Here is a 22238-nt window from a genome sequence, read left to right on the forward strand (position 1 = left end):
AACATGAAAGGTATGACAAATTATGTTTTCCCGTAAGATCGCTGCTTCCGCCGCTGCTGTAGCCCTGGCTGCTACCGGGTTAGTTGCGTGCTCTAACGACGACGACACCGCGGCAGAGACCGAGGTTGTGGAGGCCACCGCTACTGAGACGAACGTAGAGACTGAGACTGCGGCTGCGAAGACGGAAACCGCTGACGCTTCCGCAACCGATTCCGCGGACTCCATCGGCGCTGCGGGCGAGGGCACCGAGGCGACCGAGGAGATTACAACTGCTGACGGCGGCACCGCAATGGTTCCGGCTGGCGTCGTTGCTGCCATGGATAAGTTTGCTGAGCCGTCCTGGGGCGAGCCGATGAAGGTTGAGCAGGTCGACGAAGGCTGGATCGTTACGTACGACCAGGAGCACTACGTCACCTGGAATGAGAACACCGGTGGCGCACCGACCTGGGGTCAGATTGCCAACGAGTGGATGACCGACGTCAACGTGGATAAGAAGCTGGGCTTCCCGCTGGCTCCGGAGGCTGCTAACCCGGACGAGTCCGGCTGGACCCAGGAGTTCGAGCGCGGCTCCATCAACTGGACCCGTGCTGGCGAAGGCGAGCCGTTCGCCGCGGTGATCACCGAGAAGTAAACCGCGCCCATGTAACGGCGTTCGGCCCGGCCCCATGTGAGGGGCCGGGCCGTTTTCGTTTCCCGGTTAGCTCAAATCTTCCTTGAGTGGGTCTTCCTTGACCGGCAGGAGTATCACGAACGCGATGATGGCCAGCGGCACCATGAGGAGGAACACGGGGGTAAGGCCGTCGTTGTAGCTCGACAGCACGACTTCCTTCACCGGCTGAGGCAGTTGCGCCACGCTGCTCGGGGTTAGCGAGTTCGCGGCACCCTCACCGAATTGCTTGCCTAGCGCAGCACCTTCTTCGCCGAGTTTCGCCAGAGCTTCCGGCAGGCGCTCCTCCAGCTTTTCGCGCATGTTGTGAATGAACAACGAGCCGGACAGGGAGGCGCCGATAGCGGAGCCGATCTGGCGGAAGAAGTTGTTCGTCGACGTTGCGGTGCCCACTTGGGCGAGTGGGAACGAGTTCTGCACGATGAGCACAAGAACCTGCATGACCAGACCAAGGCCGAAACCGAAGATGAACATGTAGATCCCGAGCACGGTCAGCGACGTGTCCACGCTCAGCCGAGAGAACAGGAACAGTCCCACGGTGGTAATGAGCATGCCGGACAGTGGGTACATCTTGTAGCGGCCGGTGCGAGAGATGATGAAGCCGACTGCCGTGCCGGTGCCGAGCATGCCGAGCACCATCGGCAGCATCATAAGGCCCGCGTCGGTCGGGGTCAGTTCGTGCACCATTTGCAAGTACGTCGGGAGGTAGGCGAGAGCACTGGTCATCCCGAGGCCAAGCACAGTGCCCGCCAGGGTGGTCAGCACCATGTTGCGGTTGCGGAACAGCCCCATGGGGATCAGCGGGTTAGTCGCGCGCAGCTCGACAATCACGAACAGCACGGCAGCGATCACAGCGATAGCGCTGGTGGCGATGATGGTCGGGGAGGTCCAGTCGTACTGCGTGCCACCCCATGTGGTGGTGAGGATCAGCGACGTGGTGGCCACGATCATCAGCGTGGTACCGATGTAGTCAAAGTTCATGCCCTTGGCGGATCCGCGGCGCAGCTTCAGCACCTTGGTGCATACCGTCATGGCGAGCAGGCCGAGCGGGATGTTCATCCAGAGCGCCCAACGCCAGCCGGGGCCGTCGGTAAACCAGCCGCCGAGGACCGGACCGAGCACCGAGGACACACCAAATACTGCGCCCATCACGCCCATGTACTTGCCGCGCTCGCGAGCAGGAACGACTTCCGCGATGATGGACTGCGAGTTCACCATCATGCCGCCCGCGCCGAGGCCTTGGATGGCGCGGCCGATGATGAGCAGCTCCATGGTGTTAGCAAAGCCGCCGATGGCGGAGCCGATTACGAACAGGCCGATGCCGGTGATGTAGAGCCACTTGCGGCCCAATACGTCGCCAAGCTTGCCGTTGATGGGCATCGCGATGGTCATCGTGACCAAGAACGAGGAGATGACCCAGCTCATGTGGTCCACGCCGCCGAGGTCACCAACAATGGTCGGCAGGGCCGTGGCGAAGATCATCTGGCCCAGCGAACTCATCAGCATGGTCAGCAGCAGGGCGGCGAACACGACGCCGACGTTCGGGGGAGTGGCTTGAAGCGGGTGGCGTCCCGCGCGGTTGTCTACCATGTCATGTCCTTTGCGTAATTCGTGATGTCTTTGGCGTATTCGATGAGCTGCTCGATTGGGTCTCCTTCATCGGGCGGCGCCCAAAGGTACCTGGTCACGACCCCTTGAAATAGCACGACGATGAATAGTGCTTCCGCCTCCAGCGATCCCGAATGCTTGCGGTCCTGCGGGAAGGTTTCAAAGTGGGCGCGGAGGGCGCGACCAATTTCGGTGAGGAATCCGCGCTTTCGGGCGGCTTCGGCGTGCATCAAGCCCGGGTTGTTCTCCAGTAATTGACGACGACACTTCGCCGCCGGACCATCAAACGTGCCCGGCTCAACCACGATGGAACGAATGACAAGCTCCAGCACGTTGTCGCTCTGGGTCGTGCGGATCGCGTCCAGCGCGTCCTCGTCGAGGGTGAACGGAAACGATCCCAAGATCGCCTCGTCCTTAGATTCCACATAGTTGAAGAAGGTTCGCCGGGAGATGCCTGCCTCGCGGCAGATGTCGTCGACGGTGACGTTGTCGTAGCCACGCTTGTCGACAAGCGCCGCCGCCTCGTTGCGGATCCGCTGTAGCGTCTCGCGGCGCTTCTGTTCCCGAATTCCCTCATTTTGCACGGGGTGCAATATTACACCCGGTGCATGTTAAGGCAAACCGGCGGAGAGTTCCCCTTCTACCAGCGCTTTTTCGCCTTCAAAGTACGTCAGTTTCACAATCCCGGGCTCTTGCTTTTCGACGACCCACCGCCCCGAACCATCCCCACACGGCTTCGTCAACGGCACCGACGCACCGTCCTCACCGATCAGTGCGGTGCATCCGGTCAACGGATACGTCACCGACGCGGTCCCACCACCGAAGGTTGCCACCGCTGGCCAGGCCTTCACTTTCGCGTTGTCCTCCAGGCTGTTCAGGGTGCCGGTGTAGGTGCCGGTGGGGGAGGTGGAGTCGTCGTCACGCAACTGCGGTTGTGCCGTCACCGTGACGGTTTCGGGCACCTCGTTGGTCGGCTCCGGCTTCGGGTTGGCGTACCAATATGCCGCAGCGAGCGCGACGCCGATCACGGCGACAATCAGCGCGAGCACACCACCGACGACCCACGGCTTGTTCGGGCCACCGGCAGTGCGAAGCTCGGAGAAAGAATCAGGCATGAAAAAGCCCCCAGCATGTTGAAGTGAAGTGCTGGGGGCAGATTCTAGCTAGGTGCGAGTTGCGGCCTAGTTTCGGTCGGTGTTGGCCATGGACAGTACATCGAGGCGCTTGTCCAGCTCCTCCTCGGTGAGCTTCTCGCCATCAACGAAGCCAAGGTCGATGGTGGCCTGGCGGATGGTGATGCCTTCCTTGACCGCGTGCTTGGCAATCTTGGCCGCGTTCTCGTAACCAATAGCGGAGTTCAGCGGGGTCACGATCGACGGGGAAGACTCGGCCAGGGTGCGCATGCGCTCCTCGTTCGGCTCGATGCCGTCAACCAGCTTGGTAGCGAACTGACGCGAGGTGTTTGCCAGCAGGCGGGAGGACTCGAGCACGTTGCGCGCCATCATCGGGATGAACACGTTGAGCTCGAACTGGCCCTGGGTGCCGCCGAACGCCACAGCAGCATCGTTACCGATGACCTGTGCGGAAACCTGGGTTGCGGTCTCGCACAGCACCGGGTTGACCTTGCCCGGCATGATCGAGGAGCCCGGCTGCAGATCCGGCAGGTGGATTTCCGCGAAGCCAGCCAGCGGGCCGGAGCCCATCAGGCGGATATCGTTCGCAATCTTGTACAGGGAGACCGCAACGGAACGCATCGCGCCGGAGAACTCCACCAGGGAGTCGCGGTTGGCCTGAGCCTCGAAGTGGTTCTTCGCCTCGGAGAGCTCATCGAGGCCAGTGAGCTTCTTGAGCTCCTCGGTAACCTTGCCGCCGAACTCAGCCGGAGTGTTGATGCCGGTGCCCACAGCGGTGCCGCCGATAGCCAGCTCACCCAGACGGTGCAGGGTAGCCTCGACGCGCTCGACACCCAGCTCGATCTGGCGTGCGTAGCCGGAGAACTCCTGACCCAAGGTGACCGGGGTGGCATCCATCAAGTGGGTGCGGCCCGACTTCACAACCTCGTGCCACTCCTTCGCCTTCTTCTCCAGGGACTCCTGGAGCACCTTCAGCGCCGGGATGAGATCGTTTGCGGCAGCCTCGGTGGCAGCAACGTGAGTAGCGGTCGGGAAGGTGTCGTTAGAGGACTGGCCCATGTTCACATGGTCGTTCGGGTGAACCTCAACACCGTTCGCCTTCGCAATGGACGCGATGACCTCATTGGTGTTCATGTTCGACGAGGTGCCGGAACCGGTCTGGAACACATCGATCGGGAACTGGTCGTCGTGCTTGCCGTCCGCAATCTCCTTCGCAGCAGCGATGATCGCGTCCGCCTTCTCAGCGTCCAGCTTGCCCAGGTCCTTGTTCACCTGAGCACACGCAGCCTTCAGCAGGCCAAGGGCGCGAATCTGCTGGGCCTCAAGGCCGCGGCCGGAGATTGGGAAGTTCTCCACAGCACGCTGCGTCTGGGCGCGCCAGAGAGCGTCGACGGGCACCTTGACCTCGCCCATCGTGTCATGTTCGATGCGGTATTCCTGATCAGCCATGATTGTCCTTTACTTCTGTCCCATGCACGCCACGCACGCTAAAGTGCGCTCGTGCCTTTCCAAAGATCGATTATGCCCCAGATAACAAAAACGGGGAGCTGTAATGTCTGAAAACCGGACACAAAAGGCCCCCGCATTGAGGGATGCGCTGGTGGCGTTGGCGGCAATGGCCATTATGTACGCCCTTTTGGCGGGACAAGGTCTGCTGTTGGTGCACGCGAACGTGTCCCGCACCGTCGCGATCAGCATGCTGCCTCTCGCGGTTCTCATTGCCATCGTTGTGCCCTTGGTGCTGCTTATCCGCTACATGAAGAGTCGCGGACTCGAGCTGGGGTTTACGCGGCTAGGGAGTCGAGGCTGGCATGTGCTGTGGCAAGTTCCGGCAGTGATCGTCGGGGCGGCTGCGTCGAGCGCTATCGTCGGCTCGCTGATCGGGATGGAACCAGGCGGAGGCTCAACCGCAGATGACTTAGCCAAAGATGCCGGAAGTGTGGCGCCGGTGCTCATCTTGCTTGCCGGTTATCTGCTGCTCGGGCCAGTGATTGAAGAGATTGTGTTCCGCCGTGTGCTCATGGGCTACTTTGACACGCTCATGCCGGCAGCAGCGAGCGTGCTGCTCACCTCCGCCATCTTTGCTGCAGCCCATATCGCGCCACCCGTGATCGTCTACACATTCTTCTGCGGCGTCGGCTTGGCGCTGGTCGCACGGTTCCACGGCAGCATCACCGCGAGTTTCATCGTGCACGTAGCCAACAACGTCGCGGCTAGCGCAGCAGTCATTGGTGCCTTGTTCTAGAACGACAAAGCCCCGCGCTCTTCGCTGAGAAGGCGCAGGGCAGCAGCCAGGGTTCTACTCGGTTGGCTCGGAGTAATCGACCACCGAGTAGTCCTGCAGCTTGGCCAGCTGGTGCTGGGATTCGACGTAGCGCACGGTGCCGGACTTCGAACGCATCACCAGCGAACGGGTGGTGGCGCCAGACTTGCGGTAGGTCACGCCACGCAGCATGTCACCGTTGGTCACGCCGGTAGCGGCGAAGTAGCAGTTATCAGAGGTGACCAGGTCGTTGATGCCAAGGACACGATCCAGGTCGTGGCCAGCGGCGAGTACCTTCTCGCGCTCCTCGTCGGACTGCGGGGCTAGCATGCCCTGAATGTCGCCCCCAAGGCACTTCAGCGCACATGCGGTGACAACACCTTCCGGGGTGCCGCCAATGCCCATAGCGATGTCGATGGAGCTGTTGTCTTGAGCGGCAGCAATTGCGCCGGCAACGTCGCCGTCCATGATGAAGCGAACCTTGGCGCCGGCGGCACGGATCTCCTCGACCAGCTTGTCGTGGCGCGGGCGATCCAACACAACAACCGTGATGTCAGCCGGACGAACGCCCTTCGCCTTGGCAACCGACTTGATGTTGTCCTCTACAGAAGCGGTGATATCAATCGCTCCGACCGCCTCCGGGCCGACAGCAATCTTGTTCATGTAGAACGCGTCCTGCGGGTTGAACATGGAGCCACGGTCTGCAGCAGCAATAACAGAAATCGCGTTCGGGCGGCCCTCTGCCATCAGGCGGGTGCCATCTACCGGGTCAACGGCGATATCCACCGCAGCACCACGGCCGGTGCCAACCTGCTCGCCGTTGAACAGCATCGGGGCCTCGTCCTTCTCGCCTTCGCCGATCACGATCACGCCGTCCATCTCCACGGAGTTGATCATCTTGCGCATCGCGTTCACGGCAGCGCCGTCGCCCTCGTTCTTCTGTCCGCGACCCACCCAACGGCCGGAGGCGAGCGCTGCCGCCTCCGTCACACGGACGAGCTCCATTGCTAGGTTGCGGTCAGGGACAAGATCAGACTGTTCAGTCATCGCGGGGGCCTTCCTCCAGAGGACAAAAATCGACCCCTCTATTCTGGCACTTCCACACGCCGAAGTGTTGGTATCGCCCACCTTTACGGGGGAGAAGCCCGCCCGTTCTGGGGTGCAGGTGGCTCATGACATACTGAAACGCGTGGCAAACGACAAGAAACCCCGCATCTTCCAAAACGGCCGAGACATGGCAATCAACGCCGTGCTCATTGTGGTGCTCATGCTCGTCGCTGTCGGCGCGACCGGGCTGTGCTCCTTCAACCCCGGCGCCCCCGAATCCGGCCCCGTGCAGGAGGTCGACGCAGAAGCGTTCCTCGACCTCGAGGCGCGCGCGGTGGATTACCCGGTGCGCTACCCGCAGATGCCAGAAGGCTGGACCACCAACTCGGCGCGCCGCAGCATGCTTGCCGGCAACTCGGCACCCGTCGTCGGGTGGGTCACCCCGAACCGTGGCTACCTGCAACTCACCCAGACTGGCGTCGATAAGGATGCGGCGCTCCAGGCCTCCAACGCCGACAACCGCATGCTCGATCGCACAGTGCGTATCGACGACACCGACGTCGAGGTCTACACCAGCGACGAACGCGAGGTCCGCGACCTGTGGATTGTGGACGCCGGCGACGCACGCTTCGTCGTCACCGGCGCAGGCAGCACGGACGAGTTCGAAGAGCTCATCAGCGCAGCGCTGAAGGCTACTCCGATCACACCCCAGTAGCTTCTAGTACTTACTGCTCAGGAGCCTGCCCGCTGACCTGACGGGTGCTGATGGCTTCTTCGACGCGCTTCGAAGCGCCGTCGAGAAGCACCTCGCACCGCTTCGCCAGCGCCTCACCGCGCTCCCAATACTTCAACGACTCGTCCAAACTCATCTGGCCGAGCTCCAAAATCTTCACCGTCTCCACAAGCTCATCGCGAGCCTGCTCGTAGGTCAGCGTCTCCGGGTCCGGGAAAGCGTTGTCGTTCGCCTGGCCGGATCCAAACGTGTTGTCTGTCATGAGTGTTCCTTAAACGTTCTTAGTTGACTTCAGCTGGTTGCATTAATCAGCGGGAGTGGTGGACATCGAAGCGGCGGTAATCGAGCCATCGCCGACACGGATACGCAGCTGCGCGCCGGGCTGAGCCTGATCAATAGAGGTCACAACCTCAGGGCCAGAGTGGTCGCGCGGAACCACCTGCACCACGGCGTAACCACGGGCCAAGGTTGCAGAGGGGCCGAGCGCCGACACCTGGGCGCGCAACGCCGAGACCTGCTGGTTCTCACGCTGCAGCACATGGGAAATGTCGCGGCGGATCAACGCCTGGGCGCGCTCCACTTCCTCGCGGCGGCGCGTGATCGCCATCATCGGATCCGCTAGGGCAGGACGGGTGCGAATCGACGCGAGGCCGTTTCGTTCCCGCTGCACCCATCCGCGCAGGGCGGCGGACATGCGGGCACGTGCTTCGTCGATAAGCGCACGCTCCTGCACAACATCCGGCACGGCGCGCTTCGCGGCATCGGTTGGGGTGGCGGCGCGAACATCAGCCACATTGTCCAGCACCGGATTATCCGGCTCGTGGCCAATCGCCGAAATGACAGGTGTGCCAGCGGCCGCCACCGCGCGTTGCAGGGCCTCCTCCGAAAACGGCAACAAGTCCTCAACCGAACCGCCGCCGCGGGCGATGATGATCACCTCCACGTCCGGATCGCGATCCAGCACTTGCAGTGCCTCGATCACCGCAGGCACGGTCGTCGGCCCCTGTACCGGCGTGTTGATGATCTCGAAGTTCACCTGTGGCCAACGTCCCTGCGCCACCGTGACCACGTCACGCTCAGCAGCCGAACCACGCCCCGTGATCAGGCCAACCTTTTTCGGAAGGTAGGGCAGCGGGCGCTTGCGTGCCGGATCGAACAGGCCCTCGGCCGCCAACTGCTTGCGCAACGCCTCAATGCGCGCCAGCAACTCGCCCGCGCCAACGTGGCGGATCTCCGCCACCTTCATCGAAAACGAGCCGCGGCCTTGATAAAACGTCGGCTTACCGTATGCGACCACGCGGTCGCCGTCCTTCAACGGCACAGCCATGCCGGTCAGTAACGACGTCTCCGCCGTCAACTGCACCGACACCTGCTCCTGCGTGTCCCGCAACGTCATATACGACAGCCGCCACGACGGCTTCGTATTAATCTGCGTGAGCTGACCCTCAATCCACAACCAACCCAGCCGGTCGATCCAACTCTTCACGGAGTTATTGAGCTTGGCCACAGACCACGGCGTTTCCGGCGTGCTCTTCGGCGGCGCCCCTTGCGCTTGTGCCATGCGATGCTCCTTTCTCCCCAGTTCTTCTGCCAGGTAAACAGTACCCGGCGGGCACGATTTACCCGCCTACTGTTTTTGACGCAGATTCGTTAGGGTTGGTTCCATGACTGATCAGGGTAAGAAAGTGCTACTCGCGTCCCCACGCGGATACTGTGCAGGCGTGGATCGCGCCGTGGAGACCGTAGAAAAGGCGCTGGAGAAGTACGGCGCCCCCGTCTACGTGCGCAAGGAGATCGTGCACAACAAGTACGTGGTGGAGACGCTGCAGGACCGCGGCGTGATCTTTGTCGACGAAACCGACGAGGTCCCCGAAGGATCCCACCTCGTGTTCTCCGCCCACGGTGTGTCGCCCGCAGTGCGCGAATCCGCCAAGGAGCGCAGCCTGCACACCCTCGACGCATCCTGCCCGCTGGTGACCAAGGTGCACAACGAGGCGAAGCGCTTCGCCCGCGACGGCTACCACATCCTGCTCGTCGGCCACGAAGGCCACGAAGAGGTCGAAGGCACCGCAGGTGAGGCTCCGGACATCACCCACCTCGTCGACGGCGTCGACGGCGTCGACCGCCTGCCGGACTTCCCGGAGGGGCAGAAGCTGGTGTGGCTGTCCCAGACGACGCTGTCTGTCGACGAGACCATGGAGATCGTCAACAAACTGCACGAGCGTTACCCGAACTTGGAGAACCCGCCGAGCGACGACATTTGCTACGCCACCCAGAACCGCCAGGCCGCGGTGAAGAAGATCGCGCCCCAAAGTGACCTGGTCATCGTGGTTGGCTCCCAGAACTCGTCCAACTCGAAACGCCTCGTCGAGGTTGCCCTCGAGGCCGGTGCGCAGAATGCTTACCTGGTCGATTACGCCCACCAGGTCGACGATGCCTGGTTCGACGGTGTCAACACCGTCGGCGTGACCTCCGGCGCGTCGGTGCCGGACATCCTCGTCCGCGAACTGCTCGACTACCTGGGGGAGAAGGGCTACGGCGACGTGGAAGAGGTCACCACCACCGTGGAGACCATCACGTTCTCCCTGCCGCGCGAACTGCGCCTGCCGCGCCGCGAGGCACCGCTCGAGGCATAAACCCCGCCGAGAACGACCAAAGGCCTTGCCCCGTTGACATCGGGACAAGGCCTTTAGCCTTTGTACAAGTCCTCGCCGAGGCGGTGAACCGCACGTGAAGAACCACCGGTTTCACCGGATCTACGCGAGCCACCCGCATTTGCCTTGCGACGACGCGCCCCCTCCGACTTCGCCCGCTCCAACAACTCCTGCACAGGAACCGACCGAGCCTGCTCGCGAGCCCTCCGCCCTTGAGAATTTGTGCGACGGTTGCTGCGGTTCTGCGAGGTCCGCTGGGCGGTTTCGCGTCGGCGAATCGCATCGTTTTGCCGACGGATCAGTCGCAGCCGCACCGCAGCGATAAGCAGCGAGCCCGCGGTGGTGAAAAACAGTACCGGGAAGTACTCCGCCACCGGGTACGCGATACCGAGCAGTGCAGTCTTAGCGCTCGCGCCGCCAGCCGACAGGCTCTCGCGCGACATGAAGTAACCCGTGGCCACCAGCGCGGCGACAAACATTAATGGTGCGCTCGTCACCGTCAGGGAAAGCCCCTTCGGGTTCACCAACGTGGTCACCACAATGACCGCGAGGGCGTAAAGCGCAAGAAAGGGCCACGAAATTACACCTGCGGACAGCGACAGCAGCACGCCGGTGAACAGGGCGGCGAACACGATGCCGAGGCCAGACCCCGTCGGCAACCCAACAAAGGTGGCGGACGTAGGGGAATGGCTCCGGCTCGAAAGATGTGACACGCTGACGCAGCTTACCTGTCATTGTCCTCCGCCATGTGCCGGGCACGCGTTGAAACCGGATTCAGCTCGGGCGCCTGCTCCCGCCGTACGGGAACATGGGCCTCCTCAAGCTTGCGGGCCGTCACCATCACGCGGGAATCCATCGACGCCAACGTGGCGTTGTATGCCTCAACTGCCTTCTCCAATGAGGCGCCGACTTTGTTGTAGTGGCGGGCCATCGTCGATAAACGCTGATGCAGTTCCGCACCGAGGCGCTGGACCTCTTTCGCGGAGGCGTTGATAGCTTCCTGCCGCCACCCCAGCGCCACTGTGCGTAGCAGCGCAAACAGTGTGGTCGGGGTGGCGATGACCACGTCGCGCGAAAACGCATAGTCCAGGAGTTGCGGATCGAGCCCGAGCGCGGCATCCAAAAACGGGTCCGCCGGAACGAACAACACAACAAACTCCGGGGTGGGTTGAAACGCCTCAATGTAGGCCTTGCCCGACAACGTATCCACATGCGAACGCAACAAATGCGCATGGCGACGCAGGTGGGCCTCGTGCTCCTCAGGATCGTCCGTGTTCAGCGCGTCGAGGTAAGAGCCGAACGGAACTTTCGCGTCCACCACGATGTTTCGGCCCTGGGTGAGGCGGATGATCATGTCGGGGCGGACCCGGGTGTCGTCGATACGCATGTGCGCCTGCGTATCAAAGTCGACATGTTCGAGCATGCCTCCGAGCTCCACGACGCGCTCCAGCTGCATCTCGCCCCAACGCCCGCGCGTCTGCGGGGAGCGCAGCGCAGTGATGAGTTGATCGGTGCGGTCACCGAGGCGCGCGGAGGTGCGCCCGATCGCCTGCACCTGCCCTGCGATTGCCGACGACGCCACCGCCTGCTGCTTATCCATCGCATCAATCTGCTCACGCATGTCCTTCAACGCGCGAGCGACGGGGCGAAGATCCTGCGGCGGCGCCGGCTGTGGCGCAGAGCGGCGAAACCACGCCACGCCGGTGAACACCCCGACGATAAACCCGGTGAGGAGACCCGTTGCAAGGATGAGAAAGACCGTGGAGGTTTGCATGCCGGAGATCTAACCACCCCGGCACGACACACTACTCGTCGGGTTCGCTTTTATGTTCGAACTCCCTGCGGCGCAAGATGGTGCGATTGCCTACCTCGCGCAACTTCTTCAAGCTGTTCGACGCGAAGTGGGGCGACTCCTTGTCCTCATCACCTTCTTGCACGTCCTCTTCGGGGGTCTGCGGAGCGTTCACCCAGTCACGCTCGCCACGCCACGCCTCGCGCTTGTGTACAGACTCGGCCTCGTCGATTTCCGCAATGAGCTTGCCTTCCGGAGTGGCGAAGGTGAGGTCCTCGGCACGGACCTCGCCGGCGTTGATGCGCAGGATATCCAGCACGTAGCGGTACACCACAGCAATCATCGCCGCCGCTGGTACCGCGAGGAAGCCGCCCATGAGGCCGAAGAGGCCGCCGCCGACGGTCACGGAGATCAGCACGATCACCGGGTGCAGGTTCATCGCCTTGGACTGCAGCAGGGGAGAGAGCACGTTGCCCTCAAGCTGCTGGGTGGCCAGGACGATGCCGAGCACGATCAGGGCCTTGGTGAACCCGAGCGTGACCAGTGCGATCAGGACCGCCAGCGCGCCCGCGACCACCGCACCGACGATCGGGATGAAGCCTGCAACGAACGTAATAATCGCAAGCGTGAACGCCATGGGAACGCCGACGATGGCAATGCCGATGCCGATCACCAGCGCATCGATAAGCGAGCACACCGCCTGCGCCCTGATGAAGCCCGACAGGGTGTTCCAAGCGCGGGTCAACAGTTCCGTGAAATGGAGTCCCGTGCGTCCGCCCGTCGCGCCGCGCAGCCACGGCAGGAAGCGGTGGCCGTCCTTCAGGAAGAAGAAGGTCAGCACGAACAGCACCATCAGCGTCACCGACAGGCCTGCCGCGGTGTTGATGCCGGAGAACACGCCACCGGCGATGGCGCCGGCCTGGTTCTGGACCCACCGCGTGATTTCGTCGACACCCTCGTTCAGGTTCTCCGGGTTAAGGTTCAGCGGTGGACCCTGCGCCCACAACTGCAGGCGCTGCACACCCTCGAGCGCTTGGATGTACAGCAGCCGCGACTGGCCCACAATGTCTGGGGCAACGATCATGCCGAGGGCAGCAAGCACCCCGAAGAACAGCAGCATGGTCACCATCGCCGCGAGGCCATCGGCGAACTTATGGTTGCGCAGCCAGCTCGCAACCGGGGCAAGTACCGTGCACACAATCAGCGCGAGCACCGCAGGCAACACACCCACCCAGAAGGCGCCGATGAGCTTGCCTATTGCGAAGAAAAACAGTGCGATGACCAGCAGTCGCAGCGTAAATTTCGCCCCGGAGGAAACCCAGGCGTTAAACACCACGATGCGATCGACGCGGTCGTCGCGCTTGTCTGCAGTCTGATTCGGAGCGGTCACGCGAACTATTGTGCCCCACTGCACATTGCTTTGCGACGAACCCCTCACAACCAGCGCCACAACGTGGGATAGGATGGAGCGCCGTGAGCCTTACTCTTGGAATTGTCGGTCTGCCCAACGTTGGTAAATCCACCTTGTTTAATGCGCTGACGCGTAACGAGGTGCTTGCCGCTAACTACCCGTTCGCCACCATCGAGCCGAACATCGGCCTGGTGGAGCTGCCGGATCCGCGCCTGGACCGGCTGGCGGAAATCTTCGACTCGGAGCGTGTGCTGCCCGCGACCGTGTCCTTCGTGGACATCGCCGGCATCGTCAAGGGCGCGTCCGAGGGCGAGGGCATGGGCAACGCCTTTTTGGCCAACATCCGCGAGGCGGACGCGATCTGCCAGGTGGTGCGTGCGTTTTCCGACGACAACGTCATCCACGTCGACGGCCAGGTCAACCCGTCCTCCGACATCGACGTGATTAACACCGAGCTGATCCTCGCGGACCTGCAGACCATCGAAAAGGCCCTGCCACGCCTGGAGAAGGACGGCCGCAAGGACAAGGACGTCGCCGACCAGGCCGAGGAGGCTAAGAAGGCCCAGGCCATTCTTGAAGACGGCCGCACCCTGTTCGCCGCCTCCAAAACCGGCGACATCGACCTGGCGCTGCTGCACCACCTGCACCTGATGACCGCCAAGCCGTTCCTCTACGTCTTCAACTCCGACGAAGCCGTGCTGACCGACGAGGCGAAGAAACAGGAACTGCGCGAACTCGTCGCCCCTGCCGAGGCTGTGTTCCTCGACGCCCAGACCGAAACCGAGCTGCTCGAACTTGACGACGAAGACGCAGCCGAGCTCCTCGCCGCCGTCGGCCAAAACGAACCAGGTTTGAAGACCCTGGCCAAGGCCGGCTTTGACACCCTCGGCCTGCAGACCTACCTCACCGCAGGCCCGAAGGAGGCTCGCGCCTGGACCATCCACAAGGGGGACACCGCCCCGAAGGCCGCAGGCGTGATCCACTCCGACTTTGAAAAGGGCTTCATCAAGGCCGAGATCGTCGGCTTCGAAGACCTGGACGCGCTCGGCTCCATGGCCGAGGCCCGCGCCGCCGGCAAGGTCCGTCAGGAAGGCAAGGACTACGTCATGGTCGACGGCGACGTGGTGGAGTTTCGTTTCAATGTAACCTAAATACGCTATGAGTAGCGTATGACTACGCGCGCTGCTATTTACCTCCGTATCTCGTTAGATGCTGCCATGGACGGCCTCGCCATCGACCGGCAGCGTCAGGACTGCGAAGCCCTCGCCGAGCAACGCGGCTGGGACGTCGTGCATACCTACATCGATCAATTGATCTCTGCATCAAAGAAGGACGTGGACCGTCCCGACTACGACGCGATGGTGGCGTCCTTTGAGCGCGGCGAGATCGACGCGATCATTTGCTGGGACCTCGACCGCCTCACACGACAGCCCGCGCAGCTCGAAGAGTGGATCGACAGGGCGGAAGAGCAGGGGCTGAAACTCGTCACCGCGAACGGTGATGCTGACCTTGCCACCGACGGCGGCAGAATGTACGCGCGTATCAAAGCAGCCGTGGCGCGCGGCGAGATCGAACGCAAAAGCATGCGCCAATCCCGTGCGCAACAGCAGCGCACCGAGCAGGGCCGCTGGTACTCCGGCGGTGTGCGCCCGATCGGCTACACCTCCACCGGCGAGATCATCCCATCCGAAGCCGCCGCCGTGCTCGGTATGTTCCGCACTGTCGAGAGGGGCAACTCCATGCGCGACATTGCGCGCGCCTTATCTGGGGTCGATCAACCGGGCTTGCCGGACATTCCGACCACGCCGCGCCATATGCACACCGTGGTCACAGAGCGCAACGCACGCCGTCGCGCTGCTGGCCAGGAAGAAAAGTCGGTTCCCGACGCCCAGCCGTGGGCCTACACGTCGTTGCACTCGATCCTGCGCAACCCCGTGTATGCCGGTTACTCCACCTATAAGAAGGCCAAGCGCAAAGGCGTGTAGAACAAATACCGCCGTGTCACGCATATCGTCCGCGACCCCGATACCGGCGAGCCGGTGAAAGGGCAGTGGGAGCCGATCGTCACACCCGATCTGTGGTGGCGTGTGCAAAACGTGCTCGATGATCCCGACCGGCTGACAAACAAGGAGCGCCGGAACACTCGCCGCCATCTTGGCTCGGGCCTGTATGTCTGCGACGAGTGCGGCAACCCCGTGCACACGCATGCCGACCGCTACCGCTGCGCGGCCTGTGGCTTAGTGCGCACTCACAGCGTCGATGATTTTGTGCTCGCCGTGATCCGCGCCCGCCTTGGCCGTGACGATCTAGCAGACCTGTTGCCAACTGCGGATGACGACGAGGTCGACGCCATCGACGACGAACTCGCTGAGCTTCGCGCAAAGCTCGCCCGCGTCCAGGCTGACTACGACGAGGAGCTTATCGAGGCCCGTGACCTCAAGCGCGCGCGAAACCGTTATGAGCCGCAGATCGAGAAACTCGAAACGCGCCGTGCCCGCCTTGCTGGCGCATCGGCGCTGCTCGACACAACCGGCTACGCCTCGCCCGTGGACGCCTTCGACAACGCAGAGCTTGCCGTGCAGCGTCGAGTCATCAACACCCTGTGCCAGGTGCGCCTGCGCCGTGGCGTGCGCGGCACCAAGACCTTCAACCCTGAATCGGTGCAGATCGTGTGGAACTAGGTTGCAGTGTGTGGCACATCAACAATCGCGCGCATGTGCTGCGCCTTAGGGGCGGCCTAAGCAAGCGCACGACACCGTGCGCTTGCGGCGTGCGAAACTAGGCAGGAGTTTCGCGCAGCTGACGTTGGCGAGGATGACGTCAGAAGAGAGCAAGGACGAAAGGGCGTGTTGCGGGCAACCCCACTCCGTACGGGGTGAATCCAAGACATAGCGGACCAAGGACAACCACCGCCCTCCCGAGCCTAAGGCCTGTGAAAAGTACCAATATAATTAGAAAACTGGTTCTATTCCCATTTGTATTCACTTAGGGTAGTTTCCCTTTTGAGGCAATCCCGCCTCATTTCCTCTCTCAAAGGAGACTGTTATGCCCCCCAAAAAAGCGCACTCGGCAGTTTGCAGCGCTGCTGATTGCCTCTGCTCTGAGCGTTTCCGTATCTAACTCAGCCGTTGCTTCCGCAGAAGAATTCCAAGACCACGGCGCCAAGGGAGGCTTTGCTTCCGGTGTGATGGCCGAGCTACTCGGCGAGGCAGCACCAGCCTTCACAACCTACTGGGCATCTGTCGGCCGGAAAGTTCGCTACCCTGCAGGTGGCGGTACCTGGGAGTACGGATTCTGGGACGCTAAGGCGCGTTCTTATTTCACCGTGAATCGGTGCCATACTTCGACTGTGACCGTCAACGACAGAACGCAACGAAGCATCAACACCCGCGGCGGCCAGAAGTCGATCGCCGAGCTTTGGGCAACGAATTTGCCGGGCACTAAGGACAGCTACTACTACAACTTCTGCTAGAACTCATGCGCATTCGACCCCTAGTACTTGGGCTTTTGAGCCTACTTCTTGCTGCAGTCATCGCGACTACTGGGTGGCTGCTGACAGCCCTGGTTGACTCCACCAAGCCCTTGTCCTTAGGGGTCGAATCAACCTTTAGTCTTGACTACGTCGAGCCTAAGACTTCACTCGCGGAGGAACTTGAGTCAGACCACGCACCGACGGTAATCCGTAACTCACTGGTTTCATTGGCCGAGCAGAACGGCTACTCCATCTACCGGCTGACTGGCACCGATGACGCAAGCGGGACTTCCCACGAGGTTTTCATCCCGCTGGAGCAAAATTATCCAGCACCGGAACGCATTCCCCGGCTCAACCGGCCGGATGCCTTGAGCCAAGCGGCCAGTGAGCTTGGGTCGCTGGATTACCACGGTGACTACGTCTTGGTTCCCAAAGCAACGGGTGGCAATGCGAACCACTTCTACGAATCGGCCAGGAATGACGGGCTCAGGCTAAGCGAAAAGACGCAGTTCCTTCACCTCATCCAATCGGTCGTATTCCGCCTGCCCGCGTTGGTGGCGATCCTGTTTCTATTTGTCGTTTCCCTTTTTGCCCTGGTATTTGTTCTTCGGGTTTCCGGTCTTAGATTGGCAGCGCTGCGCACAATAAATGGAGGGCACCGCAGTCAAAAAGGCAATTGGCGGCAATGGACCTTTGTCATCCTCCCGCACCTAGTTCTCATTGGCCTTGCGAGTACATTCCTCGCCCGCCAAGGGAGCTATTCTTTTGCCCTCCTGTTCCTCAGATTCTACGCCGCCGGGATAGGCTTGGCCCTGGCTACCACCGGTTTGGCCGTAGCCGTCACCGCCCCATTGTTGCGCCGCGCAGTAGCGCTGCTGGGGCAGCGTGCCCCCGCAGAGAAGGCGGCGGGAAAAGCGCTGAAAGTAATTTCGGTCTTTACCTGCGTGACCTTTGTAGCAGCGAGTCTTAGCTCAGCGGCTGCGCTCCGCTCCTACCAGCAGGAATCCGAGGCCCAGCAGACCTGGAAATCTCTCGCGGAGTTTGGAGCCTTGCATTTTTCAGCCAACTTCGACGGCCCTGCTGGCCGCGTGGAAGGAGGCGAGCTCTTGCCGCCCAGTCTGCAGCAGAACTTCCGCGACTTCGCGCTCAGCTGGGAACGGGAGCACGGGGCTGTCCTCAGCCATACTTTGCCGAAAGAAGGTACCGGTGTGCCGGACTCCTGCCCCGTGGCACTTGCTAACCGCCAATGGCACGATCTGCAGGATTATCAGTTCCGTCCCGGAGACGACAACCACTCGGTCGACTATTCCGCAGCCCAAGAGCATTTCGCAGCTTCCGTGGATCTGTGGGCTCAGGAATCCGGCGACCTGCTCCTTAAATCTGCGCAAATTGGTCCGGTCAGTGCCGATCATGCGGTCGGATTCATTAGTGGAACAATGTCGGGGGAACTGGTTCCCGGCGATTGTTTTTACGTGCTTGAAACGGACGATCTATCCGGCTTCGACGCAGACTTCCTAGGCTCCACAGCTTCGAGTGGAAATTTGCTCTTCGCGGATTTCTCGGAACTGGGTCCAGAACTTACCGCTGCCGGCCTCGAAGGCTACGTGTACCCGGTACGCGCGGCCGATCGCGGTCTGGCCGAACTAGTAGCCAGCACGGCGCTGTTCTGGCTGAGTATCCTGAGCGTCCTCGGAGCTTTGCTCGCCACGCTTGCGGCCTTGATAGTCCAGGCGCGCATCCAGCTCCGAGTTCACCGTCGCCTCCTGGCACTCCTCCACAGCGCTGGGCAATCACCGGACAAAACGATGTGGCGACTATTCAAAAGCCAACTGGTCAGCCTGACAGTTGTCGTCATATTGTCCGTCCTGGCTCCGCTACTGCTTCCCAACCCGTTCCTCTACACCTTCACCGCGCTAAGCTGCCTTGTCTTAATCGTCTACCTCGGTTTTGTCCGTCTCAGTATTTCTCAGCACATGTCCGCCTCCCCTAGGAGTCACAATGTCATTGGCTAGCCCCAATCAGTCCCCCACTCTGCCGCCGGAGATTTCCACCTCTCATCTCTGTCTCGCCGCGGAGTCGACTTTTTCTGTGGGGCGCAGCACGCGGATGGTGAAGAAGTCCCTCGTGGAAAATGCAACGTTTTCCCTACCCGGGCCAGGCTTTGTCGCCATCTGTGGAGCCAGCGGTTCCGGAAAGACTTTGCTGCTCAACACCTTGGCCGGGCTCCTGCCGCCGGCGGACGGCCTCCTCCGGATAGACGGTGAGAATGCCTCCGCGTGGAGGATGAAGCGGAGGCGGAGGTTCTGGCGAGAACGCGCAGCGATAATCCACCAAGACCACGGAATCATTCCCGAACTAAGCTGCGAAGATAACCTCACCCTCGGGCTATCCAGGAAGCAATACTCCAAAGAAGAATTGCTGCACTCCCTCGGCGAAGTCGGTCTTGATGTCCCCTTCGACGGGCCGGCAGCTATTCTCAGCGGAGGCGAGCAGCAGCGGCTGGCGATCGCCCGAGCCCTGCTCCGCGGCGCGGCTTATGTGTTCGCTGACGAGCCGACCGCCTCCCTCGACCCCACTAACCGCGACCAAGTTATCGCGCTCCTGCGGCGAGCTGCGGACGGGGGCGCACTCGTTCTGGCCGCCACGCACGATGCCGCAGTTATTGCTGCCGCTGACAGCACCTTGCGCATCAATGATCGCCAGGTCACAGTCTCCGGCTCTGCGCGGGATTAAATCGCGATGCCCGCGGCCTTGGCCACCTTCCGGTACCCGGCCGCATGGACCGCGACGCTGGCGTGGGCGTTGAGTCCGCTGGGGTTGTCGAGCACGGGCCTGACCCCCGGAAAGTAGACACGTCGGGGGTTAGCTATGCTGCTTGGGTCAGCGTAGCTGATGTGAGTGCTTCGAAGTCATTGGGGGCTAGAAAGTTGCACCAGGAGTGCCGTCTGCGGGTGTTGTAGCGCATGCACCACCGGAAGACTTCTTGGCGACTGATGTCGAAGTGGTCGAGTTCAAGTTCAATGTAACTTAAGGCGCGCCAGTGTTAGTCGTATGACAACACGTGCTGCCATTTACCTTCGCATCTCGCTCGATGCTGCAATGGACGGTCTTGCCATCGAGCGTCAGCGCGAAGACTGTGAAGCCATTGCAAAGCAGCGTGGCTGGATGGTCGTGTACACCTATGTGGATTAGTCGATCTCGGCCTCTAAGAAAGACGTGGAACGTCCCGATTACGACGCGATGGTGGCTAGTCTTCAGTGAGGCGAGCTAGACGCGATTATCTGCTGGGACTTGGATCGTCTAACGCGGCAGCCCGCGCAGCTCGAAGGGTGGATCGACAGAGCGGAACAGCACGGGTTGAAGCTTTTTACCGCGAATGGTGATGCGGACCTCAGTACTGACGGAGGCCGGATGTTCGCGCGCATCAAGGCGGCCGTAGCACGCGGTGAAGTCGAGCGTAAAGGGGCTAGGCAGTCACGCGCCCAACAGCAGCGTGGAGAGCGAGGGCAGACACCGTCCTCGCCGGCTACGGCGCAACGCAGGCGATGCCAGGCCCGCTGTTCACGTTCGCGTCCTTCCTCGGTGCCAGACACCACGCGCAGGTGCGGCCCTGGCTGGAGCGAATGCCGCGGTGGTCGGCATTCTCGGTGCAGCGCTGTACACCCCGGTGTTCACCGCCGGGGTTTCCGGCGTGATCACTCTGTCCATCACCGTGGTCTGCTACGCCGCGCCCACCTCGTGGAAGGTCCCGCCCTGGGCGGTCGTCATCGGCGCGGCCCTGGTCGGCTGGATTGTGCTGTGAACTTCGCTCTCGTCCGGTGCTCGGCGCTGAAGCGCGCCAAGGGAGGGAACCGGGACTAGAGCGTCACGTTGGCCAGCACCGCACCGGTGGGTTGCGCCGCGCCGGCGGCGACTTCCTCGGTGACGAGGACTGAAGCAGTTCCACCGGGCAGCGGCATCCACACGTCGTCGTGGGGTTCTTGGCCGATGACTCCAGCCGATTCCATGGCGCCGTCATCCATGACTGCCCACACTTGTGCCCCCATGCCGTCGTCGAGAGCTGGCTGGCCGTTGACCATGGCGCCGCCCTTGCCCATGTCAGAGCTGATCGCGATGTCGAGGCTCGCGCCCATCGCGTCGGCCTGACCTTGACGCGCGTCTGCCTTGGGGATCGAGGACGCAGGCGTGGTGGAAGTATTTGCCGACGTCCACGCCAATGACGAAGTCATAGGCCATGGGTGTGTTCCTCCTAGCGATGAATTAGAAGTTGGACTATTTGAGCTTCATCGCTGGGGGTGGTCGGACATACTTAGTACTGGCATCTACATTACTGTGAGACCTCATACCACCTGGGCTGGGTCAGGTTCCTATTAGCAGTTTGAGTATGTCACTGTCTTCGGCGGCATCACCCCCGGATCATTTTCAGACAGGGGCGGGAATAAGCCATACCGAAGCCAGCGACTAGTTCTACTGTCCTTTCAGACGGAGGGAACGGAAATAAACATAACCCGCCCAATCGGGTGGACAGGCTATGAATCTTCGGTGCCCTGAGGTGGAACTGCTAACAACGAAATGGGGGGGAACGGGGGCAAAGTCAATAATTCGAGTCTGGCATAAGTTGATAAGGATTGCCTAACCTAATACTGTTTCAAGTTATGGTCCCGATCGGGAATCGGCAACGGAAGCGAGGCGGCGACGATGAACAGAAAACGTGGATCGACCAGAGAACCCCTCTCCGGAGGGGGAGTCGGGGACGCGGGCCCGGACGGGACGGGCGACGGCGACGCGGTGGCGTCGCAGACGGACGACGGGCGGTTGGTACACGCCGCACCGGTCGCAGTGGGGGGCCGACCATACACCCGCGACATGCTCGTCGCCGCCGCGATCGGCGTCGCGGGGTCTCTCATCGTCGTGCCCCTGACCTACCTGCAGGTGTTCGCCGGCATCGCCCACGTTTATCTCGTCGCGGCGACGCTCGGGTTGTGGTTCCTGCCGTGCGTCGTTCCCCTCATCGTCGTCCGCAAGCCTGGCGCGAGCCTCATCGCGTGCCTTGCCATGGGCGTCGTGTCCGCGGCGACCACCCCGTTCGGCGTCGCCGCGATCGGGGCGCTGATCATGGAAGGATTGCTCATCGAGCTTCCGTTCATGGTCACCCTGTACCGGCGGTGGACGCGTCCCCAGTTCGTGGCGTCGGCGATGTTATTCTCCGCGCTGATGGGAACGATGGCCCCGCGTGCCGTCGGCGTCGACTCGCCGACCACGCCCATGGCCCTGATCAGCTTCGCCGTAGCCTTGGCATCGAGCCTGGTGTTTTTGGTCCTGGGCTTTGCCGTCGCAAAGGGGCTCCGCAGCCGCGGGGTCACCCGATGACCGGCGGAGCGCCCGCGTGCGCCGGTGCGACACGCGGGACGGCCCCGGCCCGGTTGTGGGTCAGTGGCGCGGGAGTGCGGCACGCCGA

23 protein-coding genes and 2 pseudogenes are annotated in these 22238 nt (G+C 62.0%); 13 read left to right on the forward strand and 12 right to left on the reverse strand.

What is annotated here, in order from left to right; genetic code table 11:
* Window positions 1-22: 22 nt before the first annotated feature.
* Window positions 23-631, forward strand: a complete 609-nt coding sequence (locus HMPREF3171_RS02445) for a hypothetical protein (RefSeq protein ID WP_070452570.1) — start codon at window positions 23-25, stop codon at window positions 629-631.
* 66 nt (window positions 632-697) lie between these two features.
* Here HMPREF3171_RS02445 and HMPREF3171_RS02450 read toward each other — a convergent pair whose 3' ends face one another.
* The 4 genes from HMPREF3171_RS02450 to HMPREF3171_RS02465 form a co-directional block, all read right to left on the reverse strand.
* Window positions 698-2257: an MDR family MFS transporter gene (locus HMPREF3171_RS02450; protein ID WP_070421682.1), complete on the reverse strand. Its 1560-nt coding sequence runs from the start codon at window positions 2255-2257 to the stop codon at window positions 698-700.
* Complete coding sequence (locus HMPREF3171_RS02455; RefSeq protein WP_070482583.1) at window positions 2251-2859, reverse strand: TetR/AcrR family transcriptional regulator; 609 nt, start codon at window positions 2857-2859, stop codon at window positions 2251-2253. Before HMPREF3171_RS02455 ends, HMPREF3171_RS02450 begins: the two co-directional genes overlap by 7 nt.
* A 27-nt stretch (window positions 2860-2886) precedes the next feature.
* On the reverse strand, window positions 2887-3390 hold the full coding sequence (locus tag HMPREF3171_RS02460) for a hypothetical protein (protein ID WP_070482585.1): 504 nt from the start codon (window positions 3388-3390) through the stop codon (window positions 2887-2889).
* A gap of 66 nt (window positions 3391-3456) precedes the next feature.
* Window positions 3457-4857, reverse strand: a complete 1401-nt coding sequence (locus HMPREF3171_RS02465; protein WP_070482587.1) for a class II fumarate hydratase — start codon at window positions 4855-4857, stop codon at window positions 3457-3459.
* 103 nt (window positions 4858-4960) lie between these two features.
* On the opposite strand from HMPREF3171_RS02465, the gene HMPREF3171_RS02470 reads away from it, so the two are divergent.
* A complete protein-coding gene (locus tag HMPREF3171_RS02470) occupies window positions 4961-5653 on the forward strand; it encodes a CPBP family intramembrane glutamic endopeptidase (RefSeq protein ID WP_083291922.1) in 693 nt (230 codons plus the stop codon).
* Between the two features lie 54 nt (window positions 5654-5707).
* Here the strand turns inward: HMPREF3171_RS02470 and glpX are convergent, their stop codons facing one another.
* Complete coding sequence (glpX, locus tag HMPREF3171_RS02475; RefSeq protein ID WP_070482591.1) at window positions 5708-6718, reverse strand: class II fructose-bisphosphatase; 1011 nt, start codon at window positions 6716-6718, stop codon at window positions 5708-5710.
* Window positions 6719-6860: 142 nt separating this feature from the next.
* Between glpX and HMPREF3171_RS02480 the strand changes: the two genes are divergently transcribed.
* Complete coding sequence (locus HMPREF3171_RS02480; protein ID WP_070482592.1) at window positions 6861-7433, forward strand: DUF4245 domain-containing protein; 573 nt, start codon at window positions 6861-6863, stop codon at window positions 7431-7433.
* Window positions 7434-7443: 10 nt separating this feature from the next.
* Here HMPREF3171_RS02480 and HMPREF3171_RS02485 read toward each other — a convergent pair whose 3' ends face one another.
* On the reverse strand, window positions 7444-7713 hold the full coding sequence (locus HMPREF3171_RS02485) for an exodeoxyribonuclease VII small subunit (RefSeq protein ID WP_070421676.1): 270 nt from the start codon (window positions 7711-7713) through the stop codon (window positions 7444-7446).
* Window positions 7714-7755: 42 nt separating this feature from the next.
* Window positions 7756-9012, reverse strand: a complete 1257-nt coding sequence (gene xseA, locus HMPREF3171_RS02490) for an exodeoxyribonuclease VII large subunit (RefSeq protein WP_070482594.1) — start codon at window positions 9010-9012, stop codon at window positions 7756-7758.
* 103 nt (window positions 9013-9115) lie between these two features.
* Between xseA and HMPREF3171_RS02495 the strand changes: the two genes are divergently transcribed.
* Entirely contained in the window at window positions 9116-10087 is a 972-nt protein-coding gene (locus tag HMPREF3171_RS02495; protein WP_070482596.1) for a 4-hydroxy-3-methylbut-2-enyl diphosphate reductase, read from the forward strand.
* Between the two features lie 53 nt (window positions 10088-10140).
* Here HMPREF3171_RS02495 and HMPREF3171_RS02500 read toward each other — a convergent pair whose 3' ends face one another.
* From HMPREF3171_RS02500 to HMPREF3171_RS02510, 3 genes are read right to left on the reverse strand one after another with little or no spacing between them, the layout of a single operon-like run.
* Window positions 10141-10818: a DUF6542 domain-containing protein gene (locus tag HMPREF3171_RS02500; RefSeq protein ID WP_186806843.1), complete on the reverse strand. Its 678-nt coding sequence runs from the start codon at window positions 10816-10818 to the stop codon at window positions 10141-10143.
* A gap of 11 nt (window positions 10819-10829) precedes the next feature.
* Window positions 10830-11879 carry a DNA recombination protein RmuC gene (locus HMPREF3171_RS02505; RefSeq protein ID WP_070482600.1) on the reverse strand — a complete coding sequence of 350 codons (1050 nt, stop codon included), beginning with the start codon at window positions 11877-11879 and terminating at the stop codon, window positions 10830-10832.
* Between the two features lie 31 nt (window positions 11880-11910).
* Window positions 11911-13287, reverse strand: coding sequence for an AI-2E family transporter (locus HMPREF3171_RS02510; RefSeq protein WP_070482602.1), 1377 nt, complete (start codon window positions 13285-13287; stop codon window positions 11911-11913).
* An 83-nt stretch (window positions 13288-13370) separates the two neighbouring features.
* On the opposite strand from HMPREF3171_RS02510, the gene ychF reads away from it, so the two are divergent.
* The 6 genes from ychF to HMPREF3171_RS02535 all read left to right on the forward strand — a co-directional run bounded on the left by ychF (window position 13371) and on the right by HMPREF3171_RS02535 (window position 19513).
* On the forward strand, window positions 13371-14459 hold the full coding sequence (ychF, locus tag HMPREF3171_RS02515; protein ID WP_070482604.1) for a redox-regulated ATPase YchF: 1089 nt from the start codon (window positions 13371-13373) through the stop codon (window positions 14457-14459).
* A gap of 18 nt (window positions 14460-14477) precedes the next feature.
* On the forward strand, window positions 14478-15293 hold the full coding sequence (locus HMPREF3171_RS12255) for a recombinase family protein (protein ID WP_246815304.1): 816 nt from the start codon (window positions 14478-14480) through the stop codon (window positions 15291-15293).
* A gap of 54 nt (window positions 15294-15347) precedes the next feature.
* Window positions 15348-15989 carry a host-nuclease inhibitor Gam family protein gene (locus HMPREF3171_RS12260; RefSeq protein WP_224212873.1) on the forward strand — a complete coding sequence of 214 codons (642 nt, stop codon included), beginning with the start codon at window positions 15348-15350 and terminating at the stop codon, window positions 15987-15989.
* A gap of 506 nt (window positions 15990-16495) precedes the next feature.
* Window positions 16496-16780 (forward strand): lactococcin 972 family bacteriocin, encoded by a 285-nt coding sequence (locus HMPREF3171_RS02525; RefSeq protein ID WP_070482606.1) that lies wholly within the window; start codon window positions 16496-16498, stop codon window positions 16778-16780.
* Between the two features lie 227 nt (window positions 16781-17007).
* On the forward strand, window positions 17008-18792 hold the full coding sequence (locus HMPREF3171_RS02530) for a hypothetical protein (protein ID WP_246815305.1): 1785 nt from the start codon (window positions 17008-17010) through the stop codon (window positions 18790-18792).
* Window positions 18779-19513 carry an ATP-binding cassette domain-containing protein gene (locus HMPREF3171_RS02535; protein WP_016456434.1) on the forward strand — a complete coding sequence of 245 codons (735 nt, stop codon included), beginning with the start codon at window positions 18779-18781 and terminating at the stop codon, window positions 19511-19513. Before HMPREF3171_RS02530 ends, HMPREF3171_RS02535 begins: the two co-directional genes overlap by 14 nt.
* Before the next feature lie 133 nt (window positions 19514-19646).
* On the opposite strand, the pseudogene HMPREF3171_RS12265 reads toward HMPREF3171_RS02535, so the two are convergent.
* Window positions 19647-19769: pseudogene (locus HMPREF3171_RS12265) on the reverse strand (IS3-like element IS1206 family transposase); the annotation flags it as partial.
* A gap of 110 nt (window positions 19770-19879) precedes the next feature.
* Here HMPREF3171_RS12265 and HMPREF3171_RS11805 point away from each other — a divergent pair.
* Window positions 19880-20230, forward strand: a pseudogene (locus tag HMPREF3171_RS11805) (recombinase family protein); the annotation flags it as partial.
* Window positions 20231-20411: 181 nt separating this feature from the next.
* Window positions 20412-20582: a hypothetical protein gene (locus HMPREF3171_RS12270; RefSeq protein ID WP_218079174.1), complete on the forward strand. Its 171-nt coding sequence runs from the start codon at window positions 20412-20414 to the stop codon at window positions 20580-20582.
* A 55-nt stretch (window positions 20583-20637) separates the two neighbouring features.
* Here the strand turns inward: HMPREF3171_RS12270 and HMPREF3171_RS02540 are convergent, their stop codons facing one another.
* A complete protein-coding gene (locus HMPREF3171_RS02540) occupies window positions 20638-20913 on the reverse strand; it encodes an anti-sigma factor (protein ID WP_070764471.1) in 276 nt (91 codons plus the stop codon).
* 733 nt (window positions 20914-21646) lie between these two features.
* Between HMPREF3171_RS02540 and HMPREF3171_RS02545 the strand changes: the two genes are divergently transcribed.
* Window positions 21647-22150, forward strand: coding sequence for an ECF transporter S component (locus HMPREF3171_RS02545; protein WP_218079185.1), 504 nt, complete (start codon window positions 21647-21649; stop codon window positions 22148-22150).
* Window positions 22151-22238 lie beyond the last annotated feature (88 nt).

The sequence above is a fragment of the Corynebacterium sp. HMSC08F01 genome (genome assembly GCF_001807545.1).
GTDB classification, from domain to species: domain Bacteria; phylum Actinomycetota; class Actinomycetes; order Mycobacteriales; family Mycobacteriaceae; genus Corynebacterium; species Corynebacterium coyleae.

What these genes read in the sequence shown, in the direction of transcription:
- HMPREF3171_RS02445 (WP_070452570.1), top strand. Translation starts at nt 23, where the DNA reads ATGTTTTCCCGTAAGATCGCTGCTTCCGCCGCTGCTGTAGCCCTGGCT.
- HMPREF3171_RS02450 (WP_070421682.1), bottom strand. Translation starts at nt 2,257, where the DNA reads ATGGTAGACAACCGCGCGGGACGCCACCCGCTTCAAGCCACTCCCCCG.
- HMPREF3171_RS02460 (WP_070482585.1), bottom strand. Translation starts at nt 3,390, where the DNA reads ATGCCTGATTCTTTCTCCGAGCTTCGCACTGCCGGTGGCCCGAACAAG.
- HMPREF3171_RS02465 (WP_070482587.1), bottom strand. Translation starts at nt 4,857, where the DNA reads ATGGCTGATCAGGAATACCGCATCGAACATGACACGATGGGCGAGGTC.
- HMPREF3171_RS02470 (WP_083291922.1), top strand. Translation starts at nt 4,961, where the DNA reads ATGTCTGAAAACCGGACACAAAAGGCCCCCGCATTGAGGGATGCGCTG.
- glpX (WP_070482591.1), bottom strand. Translation starts at nt 6,718, where the DNA reads ATGACTGAACAGTCTGATCTTGTCCCTGACCGCAACCTAGCAATGGAG.
- HMPREF3171_RS02485 (WP_070421676.1), bottom strand. Translation starts at nt 7,713, where the DNA reads ATGACAGACAACACGTTTGGATCCGGCCAGGCGAACGACAACGCTTTC.
- xseA (WP_070482594.1), bottom strand. Translation starts at nt 9,012, where the DNA reads ATGGCACAAGCGCAAGGGGCGCCGCCGAAGAGCACGCCGGAAACGCCG.
- HMPREF3171_RS02495 (WP_070482596.1), top strand. Translation starts at nt 9,116, where the DNA reads ATGACTGATCAGGGTAAGAAAGTGCTACTCGCGTCCCCACGCGGATAC.
- HMPREF3171_RS02505 (WP_070482600.1), bottom strand. Translation starts at nt 11,879, where the DNA reads ATGCAAACCTCCACGGTCTTTCTCATCCTTGCAACGGGTCTCCTCACC.
- HMPREF3171_RS12255 (WP_246815304.1), top strand. Translation starts at nt 14,478, where the DNA reads ATGACTACGCGCGCTGCTATTTACCTCCGTATCTCGTTAGATGCTGCC.
- HMPREF3171_RS02525 (WP_070482606.1), top strand. Translation starts at nt 16,496, where the DNA reads ATGGCCGAGCTACTCGGCGAGGCAGCACCAGCCTTCACAACCTACTGG.
- HMPREF3171_RS02535 (WP_016456434.1), top strand. Translation starts at nt 18,779, where the DNA reads ATGTCATTGGCTAGCCCCAATCAGTCCCCCACTCTGCCGCCGGAGATT.
- HMPREF3171_RS02540 (WP_070764471.1), bottom strand. Translation starts at nt 20,913, where the DNA reads ATGGGCGCGAGCCTCGACATCGCGATCAGCTCTGACATGGGCAAGGGC.
- HMPREF3171_RS02545 (WP_218079185.1), top strand. Translation starts at nt 21,647, where the DNA reads ATGCTCGTCGCCGCCGCGATCGGCGTCGCGGGGTCTCTCATCGTCGTG.